A 20,405-nucleotide genomic window follows, 5' to 3' on the forward strand; every position below is an offset into this window, starting at 1 on the left:
GTCGAGGGTACTGTTTTACGCTATGGATATTAAATCTATCTCTGTTACATAGAGCTCTTCGACCCCCTCCCCACCCCTGATCGCTGTTCCACACGAAACGAAGGGGTGGGGGGGTCCATTCGAAGAGAACAATCAGTTGGCACTCCAGACCGCGCCCACAACCGAGAGATCGGGAACGACCAACGGAACTCCCAGCCGGATGATTGGTTCCTTCACGGCGACTCCCACTCATTAGGTCGAATGTGGACCGACTGATCCGCCGATGAGACGACCCGTTCGGCGATATCTCGTCAAACGTCGTGGATCTTTCCCGTCTGTCGCTGGGATCACCTCATTTTCTCGACCAGTCTGCCCGGCGATTCGTTCGGTTCGGACGGGGTCTGTCTCCACCTGCTCGCTGGACTAATGGGGACGTTTCAACTCCAGAGAGGAACACTTTTGTACCGTCTCTTCATCTGGTTCGACTGTATCAAGTGGACGCGGTCGATGTCATATTCGACCGCGAATGCGTATTTCCGACCGGAGACGGCGTGAGAATCGGTTCTCTTGGTCGTCTCCACCTGAAACGGAGGGGTTCACATGGACGAAGGCGATCACACACCGCGGGCTGACGACGGCACTGATCAGACCGACGACGATGACTCGGTCGACGACGACTCGGACCGTAGCGACGGCTCCGCGTCCGATATCGCTGATCTGAACTCCGATGGCCCGCCCGAGACCGGTTCCGACTTCGGTGACGACCCCGACCGTGACGCCGACTCCAGTGAGGACTCCGACCGCGACTCGGGATCCCGCTCCGTACCCGACCCGGTAACGGACGCCGGACCCGAAACCGCGGAGATCGACAACGGCAGTCGCGACCGATCGTCGCCCGACGTCGACTTCGACGGCGTCGTCCTCGACGACGACGACAATCAGGGCCTGTTCGACGACCTCCTCTCCGGCGAGCCGATCTTCGAGAACAAGGAGGTTCTCCGGCCCTCGTACACCCCGCACGAACTCCCGCATCGGAACGACCAAATCAACCGGATGGCGACGATCCTCGTCTCCGCGCTCCGCGGCGAGACCCCTTCGAACATCCTCATCTACGGGAAGACGGGAACCGGGAAGACCGCCTCGGCGAAGTTCGTCTCGCAGGAGCTCGAGTCCACCTCGCAGAAGTACGACGTACCCTGCGAGGTCGAGTACATCAACTGCGAGGTGACCGACACCCAGTACCGCGTCCTCGCCCAGCTCGCGAACACGTTCATCGAGGAGAACCAAGCGGTGATCGCCGATCAGCTGGAGCGACTCGAAGGCCTCCGCGCGGACGCGACGGACGCCGACGAGACGGCCGGCCGCGACGCGGCCGCCGCCCTCGCCGACACCGAGTTCGACTCGATCGAGGACCTCGACGACCGCATCGAGACGCTGGAGGACGACGCCGACGAGATGGAGGAGGTCCCGATGACGGGGTGGCCGACCGACCGCGTCTACTCGACGTTCTTCGAGGCGGTCGACTACCACGAGCGCGTGGTCGTGATCATGCTCGACGAAATTGACAAGCTCGTCGAGAAGAGCGGCGACGACACGCTCTATAACCTCTCGCGGATGAACTCCGAGCTCAACCGCTCGCGCATCTCCATCATGGGGATCTCGAACGATCTCAAGTTCACCGACTTCCTCGACCCCCGCGTCAAGTCGAGCCTCGGCGAGGAGGAGATCGTTTTCCCGCCGTACGACGCTAACCAGCTCCGCGACATCCTCCAGCACCGCGCCGACACGGCGTTCAAGCCCGACGCGCTCACCGACGACGTGATCCCCCTCTGCGCCGCCTTCGCCGCGCAGGAACACGGCGACGCGCGCCGGGCGCTCGACCTCCTCCGCACCGCGGGCGAACTCGCCGAGCGCTCGCAGGCCGAGATCGTCGCGGAGAAGCACGTCCGGCAGGCGCAGGACAAGATCGAACTCGACCGCGTTGTCGAGGTCGTCCGCACCCTCCCGACACAGAGCAAGATCGTCTTATTCGCCGTGATCCTCTTGGAGAAGAACGGCGTTCACAACATCAACACCGGCGAGGTGTTCAACATCTACAAGCGGCTCTGCGAGGAGATCGACGCCGACGTGCTGACCCAGCGGCGCGTCACCGACCTCATCAGCGAACTCGACATGCTGGGGATCGTCAACGCCGTCGTCGTCTCCAAGGGCCGCTACGGGCGAACGAAAGAGATGGGTCTCTCCGTGCCGGTCGAGGAGACCGAGGCGGTCCTCCTGTCCGACTCTCGGCTCGGCGACATCGAAAACGCGCAGCCGTTCGTTCAGGCGCGGTTCGACAACTGACGCCGACCGCGCCGCCTCTGACACGTCTGACGTCGGCGCGTCGCGTCCGCAGTTACCCCGCGGCCGAGAAACCCGACGACGCCGGAGAGAGGCTACTTCCGACCGTCCGCGCTATCGCCTCGTTCAGCTCTACCTGCCCCGTCGCGACCAGCCGGATGTAGCCGAGATACGGGACTCGGACCCGCGCCACCCCGTTCACCCACTCCGCTCTGACGGGCGGCGAGAGTCCGCTGGCCTGGTCGTAGGCCCCGTTGTTGTCCCCCAGCGTGATGTAGCCGTCGTGCGGCGCCGGGCAGTTGGCGAGCGACTCGCAGTCGACGGCGTTGTGATACCGATCGTCGGCGCGGTCGTACCAGTTCTCTCCCTCGGTCACGTGGAACCTAGCCCGGTGGATGATGGGCGATCCGGTCCGACCCGGGGGCGTGTATATCATCACGGAGCCGTAGGATCCGAACGTCCGGTAGTCGACCTCCTGACCAACCTCGTGCGTGACGACACCGACGCCGTTCTCGGCCGCGTCCGGCGCCAAGCGTCCCGGCTCAGTGACGAACACGAGGTCGCCGACCTGCATGTTCGGCTCCATGCTCCCCGACTCGACCGCGACCATGGGCGGCCACACGCCGCTCACGCCGAACAGCAGCAGCCCGACCAGAAGGACGACGGCGACGCTCGACAGCATCTCGCGGATCCACATCAGCGCGCCCTCCCGGTCGTGACGGAACCGATACAGGAACGACTCGTCCGGGTCGCTGTCCGACGATCTTGTCGATCCGAGGCCCGCCTTGGTAGCGATATCCTCGCCGTCACGAGGGGCCTCGTCGTGAGAGTCGGCGCCGTGAGACGCACTGTCGTGAGCGTCGGCGCGATCGGGTTCGCCCGACTGCTCGGCCTCAGGCCGAGAGCCGGCCTCGGGCTCAGTGTCAGGTGCGTCGCCGCCCGCTCCGTCGGACGCTTCGTCTTCTAACTCGTCAGAAACGCCGCCTCCTCCGTCGTGAGCCGTTGCCGATTCGCTTCGGTTCCGCTCGTCTCGATCGGCCGACTCGTCGCCGTCTGTCGGCCGATCCCCTTTATCCATTACGACGCGTTTGGGGGGTTTCGCTCATAAGCTTCCGGGTCTCGGGAGTTCCCCTACCTCCTGACTCCGGCTCCGACTCCAGCCGACGCCTCCGGAACGGTTTTGCCCGTGACCCCCCTTTCGAGTGTCGTGCCGCTGGAGTCGAACGCCCGGATCGCGAAAGCCCTCGCCGAGCGCGGCTACAACGCCGAACGCGAGGCGGTCACCTTACTCGCGGGCGCGACGGACCCGACCGCGGCGATCGCGGCCACCGTCGACCGCGCCCCGGACGAGGCGCTTCGGATCACCGCCGACCACGTCCGCGAAGCGATCGACCACACCGATAAATCGGCCGCTCCCCCGGACGAAACCGGACAATCTCCAGTCGAAACGAAGGGGTCATCAGCCACCGAACCCGGCGCGACCGAGACCGTCGCCGACCCAGTGACGACCGACGGCGCTTCGGCTATGGATGTCGATACGGGGGCCGCTAGCGACCCCGCGACGGCCGACGCCCCAACCGTCGACCCCGGGACCGCCGATCCACCGACTGCCGACCCCGCGACTGCCGATTCACCGACTGCCGACCCCGCGACTACCGATTCACCGACTGCCGACCCCGCGACTGCCGATTCACCGACTGTCGACTCCGCGACCGCCGCCGATACCTCACGTGATCTCGACCTGCGCGATCTGGAGGTCGGCAACGACATGACCGGCCGCAGCACGGGAACCGGCGAGTACAGCGACTTCGTCACGACGTTCCGCGACCGCTACGAGCGGCTCTCGAAGGTCCTCCGCGGCCGCGTCAACCACCGACCGGCCGAAGCGATCGCGAACATGCCCGGCGGTGGCGACGCCGCGATGATCGGCCTCGTCAACGACGTGCGCTCCACGAAGTCGGGCCACTGGCTGGTCGAACTGGAGGACACCACCGGGACGTTCCCCGCCCTCGTGATGAAGGACAAGGGGCTCGCGGACGTCGTCGACGAAATCCTGTTGGACGAGTGCGTCGCGGTCGAGGGGACGCTCGCCGACGACGCCGGGATCCTCTTCGCGGACTCGCTCCACTTCCCGGACGTCCCCCGGACGCACAACCCTGGCGGCGCCGACCGTCACGTCCAGGCCGCGCTGATCTCCGATGTCCACGTCGGCAGCGACGAATTCATGGCCGACGCGTGGCACAGCTTCGCGGACTGGCTCCACACGCCCGAGGCCGACCCCGTCGAGTACATCCTGCTCGCGGGCGACATGGTCGAGGGCGTCGGCGTCTACCCGGACCAGGACGAGGAGCTGGATATCGTCGACATCTACGAGCAGTACGAGGCCTTCGCGGAACACCTCAAGGAGGTACCGGCGGACACCGAGATCGTGATGATCCCGGGCAACCACGACGCGGTCCGGCTCGCGGAGCCGCAGCCCGGGTTCAACGACGAGATCCGCGCGATCATGGACGTCCACGACGCGCGGATCGTCTCGAACCCGGCGACGGTCTCCGTCGAAGGCGTCGAGGTGCTGATGTACCACGGCGTCTCGCTCGACGAGGTGATCGCGGAGCTTCCGGAAGAGAAGGCGAGCTACGACGAGCCGCACAAGGCGATGTACCAGCTGCTGAAGAAGCGTCACGTCGCGCCGCAGTTCGGCGGGCACACCCGCGTCGCGCCGGAGGAGCGCGACTACCTCGTCATCGAGGATGTCCCCGACGTGTTCCACACCGGCCACGTCCACAAGCTCGGTTGGGGAAAGTATCACAACGTCCTCGCGGTCAACTCCGGCTGCTGGCAGGCCCAGACCGACTTCCAGAAGTCAGTCAACATCGACCCCGACGCCGGCTACGCGCCGATCCTCGACCTCGACACGCTCGACATGACGGTCCGGAAGTTCTCCTGAGCCGGCCCGGAACGAACGAGCCCCTCTCGACCGCTATCGACCGATCTCTACCCGCCCGCTCGTCGCGTCGTTGAGCCGCTCGCGGAGCGCGTCGACCTGCGTGACGGGCACTCGGAGGTCGAACCGAACCCGCTCGCCGTAGTCGGCGTCGAACTCGACGCCGGACGACTCGATCACCCCCCGGACCGTCCCCGAGTCGTCGTACTCGGTCTCGACGACCAGACTTCGGTGCGGGCGCTCCTCGGTCACTCCCGCCGCGTCGACACCCTCCTTCACGGCGCGCGAGTAAGCGCGCGCGAGCCCCCCGACTCCGAGGTTCGTCCCGCCGTAGTAGCGCGTCACCACCGCGGCGACGTTCCGGATCTCGCGCTGCTGGAGGACGTTCAGGGCCGGTTTCCCGGCGGAGCCGGTCGGCTCCCCGTCGTCTGACGAGTACTCCCTGAGCATCGGTTCCGACCCCCGAGCGCGCTCGGACGGCTCGCCCGCGGGAACCCGGTACGCGGGCACGTTGTGGGTCGCGTCGGCGTACTCGTCTCGGACTGCCTCGACGAACGACTCCGCCGCGTCGGCCGTGTCGACCGGCGCGACGTGGCCGAGGAACTCCGACCCCTGGACCTCGAACCGCGCCGTCGCGCGCTCGGCGACGGTCCGGTACGCGTCGGTCACGGCGTCCCCTCGTCGGCCTCCGGCTCTCCTTCGGCTCCGTCCGCCTCGCGACGCTCGACGACCACGCTCGTCGGCGGCGCGAGCCGGAACAGCGCGAGGTAGGCGGCGAATCCGACGACTTCGACGATCACCGCGACGACCGCGAGCGGCTCCGCCGCCAGCGCCGCGGCCGCGCCCGTCCCGTGCCACGCGAGGAACCCGCCGAGGAACGTTCCGAGCGTTCCCGCGCCGAGCGCGTACAGTCGGCGGTACTCGCCGGCCCGCAGCGTCGCGACCGCGACGGCCACCGCGAGCGCGCTCCCGGCGACGAACAAGTACGGGCGGGCGTCCGGGGGCGAGCCGAGCCGCGGCCACGCCCATAGGAGGTGGACCGCCGCGGCGACGACCGCGGCCTGGACGGCGACCCACCGGAGGAGGCGTTTTCTCGGGGTGTCGCGGCCGGCGGCCCCCTCATCTCGACTCGGGTCCGCCCCGCCTAGCGCGGTGTCAGCGCTCATCGAGTCCTCACTCCCACGGGTGGTTCCCGCGCGCGTCCGGCCACAGCGGGTACCAGTACGACTCGTCGTCTTCTAAGCCGAGCTCGCCGTCGAGGACCGACTGGAGCTTGAACTCGACCTGCTGGCTCCGGTCGTTCGTCCCCCGCGGCGCGAACGGGTAGTACGCGCCGCGCCGGAACGAGTAGATCCAGTAGGCCGGGCCGTCGTCGTTCTCGAAGCCGAACACGGCCGCGAGCAGCCGCGACCCGAACCCCTCCTCGATGAACTGGTCGGCCGCGAAGTGGACGCTCGTGACGAGGTCCTCGGGGTCGTCGTCCTCGAGGACGAACCACTGGTACCCGTGGTCGTCCTCGTACCGGTGGAAGCCGGTGCCGGTGTCGATCTCGCCGGCCTCTAGGATCGACTCGACGCTCTCGACTGCGTCGTCGAAGCGAGTGCTGTCCATGCCGGAGAAACACAGCGCGGCCTCGCCGCAGTGGTCGTACCCGAGGTCCGCCTGCATCGTCAGATACGCGGTCGACATCCCGAAGAGGTCCTCGGGGTCCGCCTCGCGGGTCGCGTCGGTCTCGGCGCTGGTCCCGAGCACGGCCCGGATCGTGTCGAAGATACCCATCTGCTCCCCGCTACGTGCGGCGGGGTTTAGGGCGTTTCTCTCGGGTCCGCCGTCGCTGGCCCCTCGATTACTCCTCGCCGACGCCTTCGACTACTCCTCGCCGACGTCCGCCGCCGGAATCTCGTCGACGTGGTCAAGATACGTCAACACTCCTCTAACGTTCAGCCCCGTGTTCGCCCGCGCTCGCTCGCGAGTCCAGTAGTCGACGTTGCGACTCGCCGCCTCGAAGTGTTCGACCACCGCGTTGTCGTCGTCGAGCTCCGCGCGCTTCTGCCGGACCGCCTCCACCCACTCGACGTACGCCCGCTTCGCCTCACCGATCAGCGTCGACTCGTAGCTCCGGGGTCCGAAGTGTCCGAAGCAGACCGTGTCGGGGTCGAGCCGCTCGATCAGCCGGAGGTCCTCGAGGCACTGCTCTAGGTCGAACTGCGGCGGCGGGGTCGTCGGCACCACGTCGTCGACCTCTGGGACGTAGATCCCGGCGGCGTCGGCGGTGAAGACCACGCCCGCCTCCGGCTCGTGGTAGACCGCGTGGTGGGGAGCGTGCCCGGGCGCATCGTGGGCGATCAGCTCGCGGTCGCCCAGATCGATCCGGTCTCCGTCGGCGACGCCCGCGATCCGGTCTTCCGGGACGGGCTCCGGCTCCGCGTAGTACGTCCACTGCCCCTCGACCGCCGACTTGGTTCCCGCGACGAGCGCCTCGGGGTCGACGAGGTGTCTGACTCCCTCCTCGGGCACACGGACCTCCGCGTTCGGGTAGCGCTCGGCGAGGTATCCCGCCCCGCCGGCGTGGTCGAGGTGGGCGTGGGTCGGGAGGATCCACGCGAGCTCGTCGCGGTCGATGCCGATCGCCTCGATGCTCTCGAAGAGGGCCTCTCGGTTCGCCCCCGTCCCGGTGTCTATCACGATCGGTCGCTCGGCGTCGTACACGTAGACGGCGCCGTACTCGTCGGTAGCGAACATCCCGGTGTCGTGGACGTACAGGTCCTCGACGCCCCGGACCGGTTCGAACTCGCCTGCGCGCATACCGGACGAGGGACCCGGGGGCACTTCTAGCGATCGGTCCGCAGGCCGACCGCGACGCTCAGCGCCGGGTCTCACGGGTCGGCGGCGATCGCGCGGGACGGGGCTTATGGTCGCGCCGCCCGAGGGGACGGTATGCGAGTGCTCGTCACCGGTGCGACCGGGTTCGTCGGGAGCCGCCTCGTCCCGACGCTCCTCTCGCGCGGCCACGACGTGGTCGCGCTCGTCCGCGACGCCGACGGCTACGCGGCGCCCGAGGGGGTCTCCGTGGTCGAGGGGGACCTCTTGGAACCGGACACGCTCCCCCCGGCGTTCGAGATCGACGGCGAGACGGTCGACGCCGCGTACTACCTCGTCCACTCGATGGACGGCGGCCCGGGATACGAGGAGCGGGACCGTAACTGCGCGACCAACTTCGCGGCGGCGGCCTCGGCCGCGGGGATCGAACGGATCGTCTACCTCGGCGGGCTCGGTGAGGACCGCGAGGACCTCTCCGAACACCTCCGATCCCGACGCGAGGTCGAGCGGATCCTCGCGGAAGGCGACCCGGCGCTCACGGCCCTCCGGGCCGCGATCATCATCGGCGCCGGCAGCGCCAGCTTCGAGGTGATCGCGGGGCTCGCGCGGCGGCTTCCGGTGATGGTCACCCCGAAGTGGGTAGACACGCTGTGCCAGCCGATCGCGGTCGCCGACGTGGTCGCGTACCTCGCCGGCGTCCTCGCCGCGCCCGAGACCGCCGGCGAAACGCTCGAGATCGGCGGGCCGGAGGTGTTGACCTACGCGGAGATCCTCCGCCGGACCAGGCGACAGCTCGGCGGTGGGCTTCGCATCGTGCGGGTCCCGGTGTTGAGCCCGGGCCTGTCCGCCCGTTGGCTCCGGCTCGTCACCGACGTGAACCCGTACCTCGCGCGGTCGCTCGTCGAGGGGCTCCGGAACACCGTGATCGTCGAAGACGATCGGATCCGGGACCTCGTCCCGATCGAACGCACGTCGTTCGAACTCGCGGTCGCCCGGGCGCTGACCGACTCGCCGAACGCGCAGCGCCCGTGGCTGACGACGCTCCGGGGGATCCGCCCGTGAGCCGCGAGTACGGAGAGACGTGGGTGTACGAGAGCCTCGTCGGCGGCATCCCCGGGCTCGGGATCTCCCGGACGCTGGCGGTCGCGCTCCAGTTCGTGATCTTCGAGGTGGGCGTGGTGGCGCTCGGGTGGTACTACGGGGTCTGGAACGCCGTGGCCGCCGGGACGGTCGCCGTCGTCGTCGCCGCGGTCGGCAGCGTCGAGATGCACCGCTTGGGCGCGAAGAACCGCCTGCTCGGAACCCCTCCGGAACACAAGCGGCTGCTGTTCGGGTCGAGCATCGAGATCGTGTTGGGCGTGCTGGCGTTCATCGCGCTGGTGACGTACCTGTTCGCGTGGGACGGGACCCTCATCAACCGCCTGTTCGGCGCGGACCCGCCGATTCCCGTCGTCTACCTCACGCTGCTCGTCCTTTGGGACCTGACGTACCGCATCGGGACCTCGTGGTGGAGCGCGGTCGTCGCCCTGTGGCGCGCCGTCCACGTCGACCTCCCGTCCGAGGAGCGGGCGACCGTCCGCCGGCTCGACGCCGAGAACATCGGCTTCTCGCTCGTTCAGCTCGCGCTCGTCCCGTTCTTACTCTCCGAGCCCGTGCTGCTCGGCGCGGTGGTGGGGCACGTCATCGCGGTCGCGCTCGTCTGCGGCGCGGCGATCCTGCTCACGTGAGACGCGGTCGCTATCGGCAGCGAGTCCGGTACAATAACACGGCCGGTATCGAGAGCGCGACCGCTATCGGCGTTCGAGAACGGAATTAAAAGGCGCGGCGTCGCCGCGGCCGCGTCACTTCCCCTGAAGCTCTTCGAACTTGTCGAGGAGTGCCTCCGTGGAGTCGCCCGAGTCGTAGGTCAGGGAACCGGAGTACTCGGGCCGCTCCGCGTCGAAGTCGGCGTCGACTTCGCTGGTCTTCTTCTCGCGACGCTCGTGTTCGGCCTCGTCATAGGCACCCATTGACATGGTACGACTACACTTGGCCGTTTCCTGTAATATACCTGTCGGTAAACGTATCATAGATAATGAAGGTTCGGCCACGTCCACCGGAATCGATTAACCCCGCGACGTGATACCAAACGCCCGTGGCCCAACCCCTCCGATTCAGGCGCTCGCCCGGCCGGTGGACCGCGGATCGGGTCCGGTCGCAGCTCGGCCGTCCCCTCGACGAGAACCTCGGGTCGACCGCCGGCGACCCGTGGTTCGCGCCGCCGCCCGACTACGAGGCGCGGCGGTTCGACATGGACGACGACTCCTTCGCGCTGTTCTGCTGGACCGACGACGACGCCGACCCGCCGGCCGGCGCCGAGGGCGGTCCCGTCGGGTACTGGCTGGGCAACACGGAGACGCCGAGCGAGCTCTGGCGGACGGACAAGTACGGGTTCGACGAGGCGCCGTATCCCGTTTCCCGGTGGGCACAGCGGGAGCTGCTCGCCGGCCTCCACGACGACGAGCCGTGGCTGGCGGAGTACCCCCACGTCTCGTGGTTCTTTCTCCCCGTGTTCTGCTCGAAGGACGGCGCGGAGACGAGCCGGGCGTTCTTCCGCGACCACGCGGCCGGGTTCCCGGACGCGACCCGCGACGCCGGGACGGGGTTCGTCGAGGAGACCCTCCGACCTGGGGTGCTCGACGACTACCGCGAGACGATGGCCGGGAAGCTCGGTACCTCCGCCTCGCGGGACCTCGTCCGGATGAGCGCGGCCATCGCCGAGTTCACCGCGGCCCGGATCCTCGCGGACGCGGGGTACGAGGTCACCCCGGAGATCGAGGTGACGACGGGACACTCGCTCGACTTCCGCGCGACGGAGCCCGACACCGGGACCGGTCACCTCGTCGAGGTCACGCGCCCGCAGCCGACCGCGGGGCGGTCCGCGAACGATCCGGTCGCCGCCGTCCGCGACACCGCCGAGACGAAGACCAGCGGACAGCTCGCGGCCCACGCCGGCGGCGTCACGCTGTTCGTCGACTGCTCGTCGTTTCCCGCCGACGAGTGGGCCGCCGTGCGTGAGGCCGAACCCGCGGTCCGTCACAAGCCCGCGGTCGTCTACCGCGCCGAGCCGGACGGGTCGATCGAGGGCTATCGGAAGGGGTCGGTCCCGCCCGACCTCTCCGGGGTCGTCGACGGCGTCTCGTAGCCTCGCGGGGTTCCGCCGAGCCGAGTTCTCTCCCTCGCAGCGGATCGGCGACGCTTCGCGATCGAGTTCCAAAAAAACGTGCGTGGATCCCGCGCGGTTCGCCGCCTCAGAACGAGACGGGCGAGGGCCCGTCCTCCGCGTCGGTGGTCGGGTCGCGGTCCGAGTAGAACCGGCGACCGACGCCGCGGTGACAGACGCCGGCCCGGAGCGTGGTGAACACGTCCTCCGCGTCTTCGAACGTCTGCTCGCCGAACCGCTCCAAGACGTCGCCGAGCCGCTCGGACCCGTTCGCGAGCTCTACGGTCGCGTTTCCGTGAGCCGCGATGATCTCCTCAGAGGTGGTCGGGTACTGGTGCCGTTCGAGTCGGTCGTCGACGCCGTTCAAGCGCATCAACAGTAGGGAGCCGCCAGCAGTCCTTAATCATTGTCCATGTACAACCTTAGTCGGAGGGGATACCTTATATTGCCTTATATCGGGCCTGCTCCGGTTCGACGGCCCGGTCCGATCGGTCCCCTCGAACCGCCGTCGCTTAGTGGCGCGCCCGACTACTCGCCGGTATGCCCGCCGCCTCTGACGACCGCGTCGTCGCCGACCTCCACGCCCACACGACCCTCTCGGACGGCACGATGACGCTCGACGAAGTCCCCGCGGCCGCCCGCGAGGCCGGCGTCGACTGGGTCGCCGTCACCGACCACGACAGCGTTCACCCCGAGATAGACGCGCCGGTCGTCGTGCGCGACGGCGTCCGGATCGTCCGCGGGATCGAACTCCGCGTCGACGCCGGGTTCGGGCGGCTCGACCTTCTCGGCTACGGCGTCGAACACACCGGCGCGCTCGACGCTGAGATCGACCGTCTCCAGCGCGACCGCCGAGAGCGCGGCGCCGCCATCCTCGACGCGGTTGAGGAGCAGCTGGGCGTCGACCTCGACATCGAGCCCCGCGCCGGGCTGGGACGACCACACATCGCGCGGGCGATCGACGAGTCGGAGGCCCCCTACGACTACGCCGGGGCGTTCGACGAGCTGATCGGGAACGACGGTCCGTGTTACGTCGCGCGCGACGTGACGCCGCTCGACGAGGGGCTCGACCTCCTCGACGACGCCTGCGCGCTCGTCGGCCTCGCTCACCCGTTCCGGTACGAGCGCGTCGACGAGGCGCTCGACGTCGCCCGCGAGTCGGCCGCGATCGACGCGGTCGAGCGCTTCTACCCCTACGGTCGCGCCGTCGACGACTCGCGGATCGACCGCCTCGCCGCCGAGGCCGACCTGCTCAGAACGGGCGGGACGGACGCGCACGAGCGGACGCTCGGCGTCGCGGGCTTGACGGCGTCGGCGTTCGAGCCCGTCCGCGATCGGCTCCCCGAGGCGGTCCCGACAGACGGGTCCGCGACGGGCGACTCCGCCGCCGCGGCGACGCCCGACGAACAGGATTAAGCCCGCGCCGGACCGAGGGCCGGGTATGCGGTGTCACTACTGCGACCGGGAGGCCACGTACGAGGCGGAGCAGGGCGGCGTGGTCGTCGGCCTCTGCGAGTCCCACTTCAAACAGCGCGTCGAGGAGCTCGCCGAGTCGGACGAGCTCGCGGAGCTCCGCGACCGGATCGACGTCGAGTCCTCCGAGTAATCGGCCGGAGACGAACGCTAAAAGTCGGCGGGACCCGAACAACCGGTATGGACCTCACGGACCGGCCCCGCCGCCTCCGGACCGACGGCGTTCGCCCGCTCGTCGCCGAGACCGACCTCTCCGCGTCGGACCTCGTCGCCCCCGTCTTCGTCGACGCCACGACCGACGGGCGCGTCCCGATCGAGACGATGCCCGGCCACGGGCGCGTGCCGGTCGACGAGGCGGTCGACCGGGTCGCCGAGGTCAGCGACACCGGCGTCGAGGCCGTCATCCTCTTCGGCGTCCCCGAGTCGAAGGACGCGTCCGGGAGCCGGGCGTACGCGGACGACGGCGTCGTCCAGCGCGCGATCCGCCGGATTTCCGCCGAGACCGATGTCACCGTCATCGGCGATGTCTGCCTCTGTGAATACACCGAGCACGGACACTGCGGCGTGATCGAGGAGAGCGCCGAGTCGGATCCGACGCTCACCGTCAAGAACGACGAGACGCTGGACCTGCTGGCGCGCACCGCAGTCTCGCAGGCCGACGCGGGCGCCGACGTGGTCGCTCCCTCCGCGATGACCGACGGGCAGGTAAAAGCGATCCGCGAGGCGCTCGACGCGGCGGGTCACGAGGAGGTGGCCATCCTGAGCTACGCGGCGAAGTACGAGTCCGCCTTCTACGGCCCCTTCCGCGACGCGGCCGACGGCGCCCCCGCGTTCGGTGACCGACGCCACTACCAGATGGACCCCGCGAACCGCCGCGAGGCGCTCCGAGAGGCCCGCCTCGACGCCGAGCAGGGCGCCGACGTGCTGATGGTGAAACCCGGCCTGCCCTACCTTGACATCGTCGGCGACCTCCGGCGAGAGTTCGACCGTCCCATCGCGGCGTACAACGTCTCCGGCGAGTACGCGATGCTCCACGCCGCCGCGGAGAAGGGGTGGCTCGACCTGGAGGCGACCGCGCTGGAGTCGCTCACGGCGCTCAAGCGCGCGGGCGCGGACCTCATCATCACGTACTTCGCCGAGGACGTAGCCGATCAGTTATAAATAGACTCGGGCAGGAGTCGACGCGTTTCCCGACTATCCACCTCGGCGCGCGCCTCCGAGCGGTCGCCACTGGCGGCCGCGAGGAGCGCGTGCGATGGAGTCGCGAAAGGAGGCCGACGAGGCCGGGGAGGCGTGAGGCCGCGGGGCGGGGCTTCGGCGGTGTTCGCTCAGATCGAGACACCGGCTGTTGTTTATACGCAACCGATCGAGCGACCGGAACTGCTCACACCACCTGCTCGCCGTCGTCGTCGTACACCTCGATGGCGTCGACCGGGCACGAGCGCGCCGCGAACTTCGCGTCGAGCTCCTCGCCGTCGGGCACCTCGACGACGAACAGGTCCTCGTCCTCCTCGGTACTCCCCGCTAAGTCGGCCTTTCCGTCATTCAGGTCCTTCTCGAAGGCGTCCCACTCGGCGACGCACTGGTACATCCCGACGCAGGTGTCGCGGTCGAACTCGACGTACATGCTCACCTGTTCGGCGAGCCGATACAAAGCGGTGACGACGAGACGTGTAGGGCTCCGGTTGGTTCTGATTCGATGACTGACTCGGATTCGACGGTCAATCCTCGGTAACTACCTCCGAAGCCCCGACCTCGTCGCTCGCTTCGCTCCCGACTCCAGCAAGAATCGAAGATGCTCCGGCAGCCGGCGCGCAGCGCCGGCGACCTCACGCGCGCGACTCACAGCCTGACGGCTGTTCGTCGGCACACGTCCTGACGGCTGTTCGTCGGCACGCGTCACCGCAACCCATCTCCGACACCGACCTCCCCCCTCGGTTTCCAACGGCCGACCGCCCTTCTTAAGCGTCGCAGGCACCGATTGCCGCGTATGACCACGGTCTGGCTCGTTGACCGGCAGTTCGACTCGAAGGGGCTCGTGCGGCTCACCTACGCCACTGAGGACGGCAAGCGGATACACACGAAGGAGCTGGCCGAACAGCGGCTCGTCACCGGTGGCGGGATCACCGCCGGCCGCGAGGTCGACGAGACCGCGTTAGGGGAGACGCCCGCGGACGAGGTCGAGCGGTTCGCGACGGAGGCGTCGAAGATGGCGGCCGACCACGACCTCGACGACACGGTCTGAAGCGCTCGGCGTGCGCCGATGTCCCGCACAACCGAGCCCGTTAAGGGGGAACCGGCGGAACGTGTGACCGAAATGCCCAGTGGTGAGTACGACCCCGACGCCGTCGAGCCGCGCTGGCAGCGGCGATGGGTCGACGAGGAGACGTACGCCTATTCCGACGACGACCCGGTCGACCCGAACACCGTCTTCTCTATCGACACGCCCCCGCCGACGGTATCGGGCAGCCTCCACATGGGCCACCTGTACGGGTTCACCCTCCAGGACGTCGTCGCGCGCTTCGAGCGGATGAACGGTGGGGAGACGTTCTTCCCGTTCGGTTACGACGACAACGGCATCGCCTCCGAGCGGCTCACGGAGGACGAGCTCGACATCCGGCATCAGGACTTCGAGCGGCGCGAGTTCCAAGCGAAGTGCCGGGAGGTCTGCGCCGACTACGAGGAGCAGTTCACCGAGAATGTCCAATCGCTCGGCGTGTCGGTCGACTGGAACCACACGTACCAGACGATCGAACCCCGCGTCCAGCGCGTCTCGCAGCTGTCGTTCGTCGACCTGTACGAGCAGGGCCGGGAGTACCGCGAGAAGGCCCCCGCGATCTGGTGTCCCGAGTGCGAGACCGCCATCTCGCAGGTCGAGACCGAGGACGACGAGCAGGCCAGCCACTTCAACGACATCGCGTTCCCCGTCGCCGGACGCGACGGGAACGACGAGGTCGCCGACGAGTTCGTTATCTCGACGACGCGGCCCGAACTCCTCCCCGCGTGCGTCGCCGTCTTCGTCCACCCGGACGACGACGAGAACCAGGACCTCGTCGGCGAGTCCGCGGAGGTCCCGCTGTTCGGCCACGAGGTGCCGATCATCGCCGACGAGCGCGTCGACATGGAGACCGGCTCCGGCATCGTGATGTGCTGTACGTTCGGCGACCAGAACGACATCGAGTGGTACCAGGTCCACGACCTCGACCTCCGGGTCGCCATCGACGAGTCCGGCCACATGACCGACCGCGCCGGGGAGTACGAAGGGCTCCACGCCGACGAGGCGGGCGAAGCGATCGTCGAAGACCTCGACGAGGCGGGCGCGCTGCTCGACCGCCGCGACATCACCCACACGGTCAACGTCCACGAGCGCTGCGGGACGAGCGTCGAGTTCCTCGTCACCGAGCAGTGGTACATCGAGATGCTCGACAAGACGGACGAGTACCTCGAGATCGGTCGCGAGATGGACTGGTCGCCCGAGAAGATGTTCACCCGGTACGAACACTGGGTCGAGGGGCTCCAATGGGACTGGCTCATCTCCCGTCAGCGGTCATCCGGAATCCCGTTCCCGGTGTGGTACTGCGAGGGCTGCGGCGAGGAGGTCATCGCCGAGAAGGCCGACCTCCCGGTCGACCCCCTGTCGGACGACCCGCCCGTCGACGCGTGCCCCGAGTGCGGGCACGACGCCTTCCAGCCGGAGGACGACGTGCTCGACACGTGGGCCACCTCCAGCCTCACGCCCCTCGTCAACGCCGGCTGGGACTGGGACGACGAGGCCGAGGAGTTCACGATGGAGCGCCCGGAGCTGTACCGGTTCGACCTCCGACCGCAGGGCCACGACATCATCAGCTTCTGGCTGTTCCACACCCTCGTCAAGTGCTACGAGCACACCGGCGAGGTCCCGTTCGAGGAGACGATGATCAACGGCCACGTCCTCGACGAGAACCGCGAGAAGATGTCGAAGTCCGTCGGCAACGTCGTCGAGCCCGAGGCGGTCCTCGAGGAGTTCCCCGTGGACGCCACGCGCTACTGGGCGGCCGGCACCGCCGTCGGCGACGACTTCCCGTTCAAGGAGAAGGACCTCCGCGCGGGCGAAAAGCTGATCCGGAAGCTGTGGAACGCCTCGAAGCTCGTCGAGTCGCTCGCGCCGGAGCCGTTCCCGGCCGAGCCCGAGGGAGGCCTCCGCGAGCTCGACCGCTGGCTCCTCGCCGAGCTCGACGCCGAGGTCGAGCGGCTCACCGAGCTCCTCGACGACCGCGCGTTCTCGAAGGCCCGCGACGAGCTCCGGAGCTTCTTCTGGAACACGTTCTGTGACGATTACCTCGAGATCGCGAAACAGCGCGAGGACGACGCGGCGGCATACACCCTCCGCACCGCGCACCGACGGTTCCTGAAGCTGTTCGCCCCGCTCCTTGCGCACGTTACCGAGGAGCTGTGGCACGACAGGTACGCCGACGCGGTCGACGGGGCCACACCCGAAGGGGTCTCGCTCGCCGACGGTACGAGCGACTCGATCCACCTCGCCGACTGGCCCGAGCCGCTCGGAATCGAGGCCGACCGCGACGCCGGGACCGCCGCCACCGCCGTCGTCGGCGCGCTCCGGAAGTACAAAAGCGAGAATCAGCTCCCTCTCACCGCCGCGCTCGACGCGGTGGAGGTGTACGCCGACGTGCGGGGCGTCGAGGACGACATCACCGGCGTGATGCACGTCGACGACCTCGCGGTCCACCCCGACGGCGACGCGCCCGTCGAGACGGTGATCACGGGCATCGACCTCGACTACGCCACCATCGGCCCGAAGTACGGCGATCAGGTCGGGGACATCGAGGCCGCTCTCGCGCAGGGGGAGTACAAGATCGACGGCGACGAACTTCACGTCGCGAGCGTCACGCTGGTCGACGACGAGTTCGCGGTCGAAGAAGAGCGGCAGTACCAGGGAGAGGGCGAGCTGCTTCAGGCCGACGACGTCGTCGTCATCGTGCGTAACGAAGCGTAGCCCGCCCTCCCCTTCCGCCTCTCGACCCGCTCACAGGTCCGCGCCGACCGCGTCCTCGATCGAGTCGAACTCGTCGCGTTCGAGCAGTTCGAGCAGTCCCTCGTTGATGTCGCGCGCGAGGCTCGGCCCCTCGTAGACGAGCCCCGTGTACAGCTGGACGAGCGAGGCGCCGGCCCGTATCTTCTCGTAGGCGCCCGCGGCGTCTGAGATCCCCCCGACACCGATCACCGGCACGTCCGTGCGCTCGGCGACGAACCGCACCCGATCCGTCGCGAGCGATTCGATCGGCTTCCCCGAGAGGCCGCCGCGTTCCGCTCGGTTGTGACTCCGCACTGAGTCCGGCCGCGATGTCGTCGTGTTGGTCGCGATGACGCCGTCCAGATCGAGGTCGTCGACGACCCCGAGCGCGTCTTCGACCGCTGGCTCCGGAAGATCCGGGGAGAGTTTCACGAGGAGGGGGTCTGCGCCCGCATCGTCCAGCGTCCCGAGGATCCGCTCCAGCGCGTCGCGGTTCTGGAGCTCGCGGAGTCCCGGCGTGTTGGGACTGGAGACGTTGACGACGAAGTAGTCGCCCGCGTCCGCGACGCGCTCGTACGTGTACAGGTAATCGTCCGGGGCGTCCTCGAGCGGTGTCGACTTCGACTTCCCGATGTTGATCCCGACCGGCACGTCCGGGAGCGGGTCGCGATCGAGCCGCTCGCCGACCACGTCAGCGCCCTCGTTGTTGAACCCCATCCGATTGACGAGCGCCTCGTCCTCGCGCAAGCGAAACAGCCGCGGACGGGGGTTCCCGGGCTGCCGCTCGGCGGTGACGCCGCCGACTTCGACGTGACCGAACCCGAGGGACGACAGCGCTCGCGGCACGTGTGCGTTCTTGTCGAAACCGGCGGCGACACCCACTGGATTCGGGAATTTCGACCCGAACGCGTCGACCGCGAGCCGCTCGTCGCCGACCACGTACCGCTCGGCGAGCGCGGCGGAAACCGGAGTCCCCTGAACGCCGCCGAGGAGTCCGTGGATCAGTCCGTGTGCGGTCTCCGGCGGCAGCCGGAACAGTGCTGGCTTCAACAGGTCATACGCGCCCATCGTGCGTGTCTCGTCACGAGCGACAATCAATCCGCCGACCGCAGTCCGCGTCGCGACCGCTCGGCGGCGTCCTTGCCGACGAAAATCCCGCGGGTCCGCGTCAGAAGTCGTGTTCGAGCTGCTCCGGGTTCGCGTCCGCCTTCTGGATGATTATCTTCCCGTCGCGGACTCGGACGAACACCTCGTCGCCGATTTCCATGCCGGCGACGGCGAGTTCGTCCTCGTGAAGGTTCACGTGGACGTTGTGGTACTCCCCCTCGTCGTCCTTGGCGCCACTGGGGCTGAGCTTCTTTTTGCGGACCATCGCGGGTGTACTTGTCGCACTTCGCCATAGCAGACACATAAGTGTTGTTTACGCGTATTCGTATGCCCGACGAGCCAACCGCGCGGGTGCGTCGTCGGCTCCCTTGGCCGATCGACTCCCCGGCTAGTCGACCGACTGGCAACTCCCCTCCGACTGTTCGTGTGAACACCGTCTCGCGCTCGCCGTCCGCCTGAAATCCTCCGCGGGTCGGTCAACTCGTCTCGTCGGCGTTCCAAACCGCTAGCAGCGGCCGAGACAGTATATAAATGTTGTGCCGCACAGCTTTCATTTCCCCGATATATTTATTACACACTGTGTGCTGGTGTCACATGGAGGCAAAACCATGGTACGTGAAGACGGTAAGCGAAACTTTGCCCTTCGAGAGGAAGACGGATCGGAACCGAGTGAGTTCTCGGGGAACATGCCGCGTCAGGCGGCACTCAAGGCGGCTCGAACGCTCGAGCCGGCGCCTTCGGAGGAGGAGGCGCAACGAACGACGCTCCGTCTCCGTGAAAAGGGGACGCAGAAAGTCCACGAGTACGAGGGCTGGGCGTGGAAGGACAACGCCCCCGAGGTCGACGAGGCGGACGACGACTTCTGGCTCAACGACCTCAACGACATCACTAAGGCTAACGTCTCGAAGCAGGGCATCGAGTACCTCGACGAGGAGTAGCTCCCGGACGCTCCGGTTCCGATCTCTCGTTTTCGGTACTGCTCGACCGGAACAGTCCGGGCTTGATCACTACACCGGCACAGAGAACTCGTCTCGGATAGACGCTGCCGCACATCGATTCGATCCGGTCAGTTATCACTGTTTTACGCCATGAAACCGCATGACGTAGTGGAGTTGGTTCGACGGGATTAAGTATACCCCGGGCATTCGAAGAAATGCGAAGAACGCAACGCGGACTCGGGCCGTTCAACTCGACCCGGTTTCGCTGGACCCGTACCGTTTCGATGGGTTTATGACCCGTCGCCCGGTACGTTCAGGTCCGCGAAGGATGAGGATCGCGCCCCCTGCGCTCCGGCGTAAGCGGCGATCTGATGTGAGCCGTGGTCGTTCGGTGTCATCCAAGCCGCTGGATGGGCCGGACACCACACAGACCAATGCAATGGTGTGTCAACCTTCGTCTCAAACGAAGTTGACACCCGCCAACACCCCCTTCAGGCCGGGAATCAGGCCTGAAGGATACTCATTCCGGTTGATCCTGCCGGAGGCCATTGCTATTGGGATCCGATTTAGCCATGCTAGTCGCACGAGTTC

Annotated in this window: 21 protein-coding genes and 1 rRNA gene; 12 read left to right on the forward strand and 10 right to left on the reverse strand. The window is 67.8% G+C overall.

The window, feature by feature from the left end; translation table 11 throughout:
• Window positions 1-579 precede the first annotated feature (579 nt).
• Window positions 580-2,322 carry a Cdc6/Cdc18 family protein gene (locus B9H04_RS13750; RefSeq protein ID WP_049931964.1) on the forward strand — a complete coding sequence of 581 codons (1,743 nt, stop codon included), beginning with the start codon at window positions 580-582 and terminating at the stop codon, window positions 2,320-2,322.
• 52 nt (window positions 2,323-2,374) lie between these two features.
• Here the strand turns inward: B9H04_RS13750 and B9H04_RS13755 are convergent, their stop codons facing one another.
• Window positions 2,375-3,397, reverse strand: a complete 1,023-nt coding sequence (locus B9H04_RS13755; RefSeq protein ID WP_049931962.1) for a S26 family signal peptidase — start codon at window positions 3,395-3,397, stop codon at window positions 2,375-2,377.
• Window positions 3,398-3,526: 129 nt separating this feature from the next.
• On the opposite strand from B9H04_RS13755, the gene B9H04_RS13760 reads away from it, so the two are divergent.
• Window positions 3,527-5,266 carry a DNA-directed DNA polymerase II small subunit gene (locus B9H04_RS13760; RefSeq protein ID WP_049931961.1) on the forward strand — a complete coding sequence of 580 codons (1,740 nt, stop codon included), beginning with the start codon at window positions 3,527-3,529 and terminating at the stop codon, window positions 5,264-5,266.
• Between the two features lie 33 nt (window positions 5,267-5,299).
• On the opposite strand, the gene B9H04_RS13765 is transcribed toward B9H04_RS13760, so the two are convergent.
• From B9H04_RS13765 to B9H04_RS13780, 4 genes are all read right to left on the reverse strand, one after another.
• A complete protein-coding gene (locus B9H04_RS13765) occupies window positions 5,300-5,932 on the reverse strand; it encodes an IMPACT family protein (protein ID WP_085682793.1) in 633 nt (210 codons plus the stop codon).
• Window positions 5,929-6,429 (reverse strand): hypothetical protein, encoded by a 501-nt coding sequence (locus B9H04_RS13770; protein WP_049931958.1) that lies wholly within the window; start codon window positions 6,427-6,429, stop codon window positions 5,929-5,931. Before B9H04_RS13770 ends, B9H04_RS13765 begins: the two co-directional genes overlap by 4 nt.
• A gap of 7 nt (window positions 6,430-6,436) precedes the next feature.
• Window positions 6,437-7,042 (reverse strand): PspA-associated protein PspAB, encoded by a 606-nt coding sequence (pspAB, locus tag B9H04_RS13775; protein ID WP_049931956.1) that lies wholly within the window; start codon window positions 7,040-7,042, stop codon window positions 6,437-6,439.
• A gap of 90 nt (window positions 7,043-7,132) precedes the next feature.
• Window positions 7,133-8,068 (reverse strand): MBL fold metallo-hydrolase, encoded by a 936-nt coding sequence (locus B9H04_RS13780; RefSeq protein WP_049931955.1) that lies wholly within the window; start codon window positions 8,066-8,068, stop codon window positions 7,133-7,135.
• A gap of 132 nt (window positions 8,069-8,200) precedes the next feature.
• Here B9H04_RS13780 and B9H04_RS13785 point away from each other — a divergent pair, with 132 nt between their 5' ends.
• Together B9H04_RS13785 and B9H04_RS13790 are read left to right on the forward strand one after the other, a co-directional pair.
• Entirely contained in the window at window positions 8,201-9,145 is a 945-nt protein-coding gene (locus B9H04_RS13785) for an NAD(P)H-binding protein (RefSeq protein ID WP_049931954.1), read from the forward strand.
• Window positions 9,142-9,810, forward strand: coding sequence for a DUF7530 family protein (locus B9H04_RS13790; RefSeq protein WP_049932142.1), 669 nt, complete (start codon window positions 9,142-9,144; stop codon window positions 9,808-9,810). The genes B9H04_RS13785 and B9H04_RS13790 overlap by 4 nt, the downstream gene beginning before the upstream one ends.
• Before the next feature lie 114 nt (window positions 9,811-9,924).
• Here the strand turns inward: B9H04_RS13790 and B9H04_RS18810 are convergent, their stop codons facing one another.
• On the reverse strand, window positions 9,925-10,092 hold the full coding sequence (locus tag B9H04_RS18810; protein WP_004599209.1) for a DUF5786 family protein: 168 nt from the start codon (window positions 10,090-10,092) through the stop codon (window positions 9,925-9,927).
• A gap of 125 nt (window positions 10,093-10,217) precedes the next feature.
• On the opposite strand from B9H04_RS18810, the gene B9H04_RS13795 reads away from it, so the two are divergent.
• Window positions 10,218-11,267, forward strand: a complete 1,050-nt coding sequence (locus B9H04_RS13795; RefSeq protein ID WP_085682794.1) for a DUF5784 family protein — start codon at window positions 10,218-10,220, stop codon at window positions 11,265-11,267.
• Between the two features lie 106 nt (window positions 11,268-11,373).
• On the opposite strand, the gene B9H04_RS13800 is transcribed toward B9H04_RS13795, so the two are convergent.
• Window positions 11,374-11,658, reverse strand: coding sequence for a DUF5789 family protein (locus tag B9H04_RS13800; protein WP_085682795.1), 285 nt, complete (start codon window positions 11,656-11,658; stop codon window positions 11,374-11,376).
• Between the two features lie 167 nt (window positions 11,659-11,825).
• Between B9H04_RS13800 and B9H04_RS13805 the strand changes: the two genes are divergently transcribed.
• The 3 genes from B9H04_RS13805 to hemB are packed head-to-tail and all read left to right on the forward strand — an operon-like array spanning window position 11,826 to window position 13,919.
• Window positions 11,826-12,701, forward strand: coding sequence for a PHP domain-containing protein (locus B9H04_RS13805; RefSeq protein ID WP_049931950.1), 876 nt, complete (start codon window positions 11,826-11,828; stop codon window positions 12,699-12,701).
• Between the two features lie 25 nt (window positions 12,702-12,726).
• Window positions 12,727-12,891 (forward strand): DUF6757 family protein, encoded by a 165-nt coding sequence (locus B9H04_RS18815; RefSeq protein ID WP_167373086.1) that lies wholly within the window; start codon window positions 12,727-12,729, stop codon window positions 12,889-12,891.
• Window positions 12,892-12,938: 47 nt separating this feature from the next.
• The gene (gene hemB / locus B9H04_RS13810; protein WP_085682796.1) at window positions 12,939-13,919 is read left to right on the forward strand and encodes a porphobilinogen synthase; all 981 of its coding nucleotides are present in this window, start codon (window positions 12,939-12,941) and stop codon (window positions 13,917-13,919) included.
• Between the two features lie 223 nt (window positions 13,920-14,142).
• On the opposite strand, the gene B9H04_RS13815 is transcribed toward hemB, so the two are convergent.
• Window positions 14,143-14,385, reverse strand: a complete 243-nt coding sequence (locus tag B9H04_RS13815; RefSeq protein ID WP_049931946.1) for a ferredoxin — start codon at window positions 14,383-14,385, stop codon at window positions 14,143-14,145.
• A 363-nt stretch (window positions 14,386-14,748) separates the two neighbouring features.
• Here B9H04_RS13815 and B9H04_RS13820 point away from each other — a divergent pair, with 363 nt between their 5' ends.
• Both B9H04_RS13820 and B9H04_RS13825 read left to right on the forward strand, forming a co-directional pair.
• Entirely contained in the window at window positions 14,749-15,003 is a 255-nt protein-coding gene (locus B9H04_RS13820; RefSeq protein ID WP_049931944.1) for a hypothetical protein, read from the forward strand.
• Between the two features lie 72 nt (window positions 15,004-15,075).
• Window positions 15,076-17,751 (forward strand): valine--tRNA ligase, encoded by a 2,676-nt coding sequence (locus B9H04_RS13825; protein ID WP_085682797.1) that lies wholly within the window; start codon window positions 15,076-15,078, stop codon window positions 17,749-17,751.
• Window positions 17,752-17,781: 30 nt separating this feature from the next.
• Here B9H04_RS13825 and B9H04_RS13830 read toward each other — a convergent pair whose 3' ends face one another.
• Window positions 17,782-18,837, reverse strand: coding sequence for a quinone-dependent dihydroorotate dehydrogenase (locus tag B9H04_RS13830; RefSeq protein WP_049931940.1), 1,056 nt, complete (start codon window positions 18,835-18,837; stop codon window positions 17,782-17,784).
• A gap of 100 nt (window positions 18,838-18,937) precedes the next feature.
• Complete coding sequence (locus B9H04_RS13835) at window positions 18,938-19,141, reverse strand: hypothetical protein (RefSeq protein WP_049931938.1); 204 nt, start codon at window positions 19,139-19,141, stop codon at window positions 18,938-18,940.
• Between the two features lie 343 nt (window positions 19,142-19,484).
• Between B9H04_RS13835 and B9H04_RS13840 the strand changes: the two genes are divergently transcribed.
• Together B9H04_RS13840 and B9H04_RS13845 are read left to right on the forward strand one after the other, a co-directional pair.
• A complete protein-coding gene (locus B9H04_RS13840; RefSeq protein WP_049931936.1) occupies window positions 19,485-19,814 on the forward strand; it encodes a non-histone chromosomal MC1 family protein in 330 nt (109 codons plus the stop codon).
• 522 nt (window positions 19,815-20,336) lie between these two features.
• Window positions 20,337-20,405, forward strand: a 16S ribosomal RNA gene (locus B9H04_RS13845); the annotation flags it as partial.

It is taken from the genome of Halorubrum ezzemoulense DSM 17463, assembly GCF_002114285.1.
GTDB lineage: Archaea > Halobacteriota > Halobacteria > Halobacteriales > Haloferacaceae > Halorubrum > Halorubrum ezzemoulense.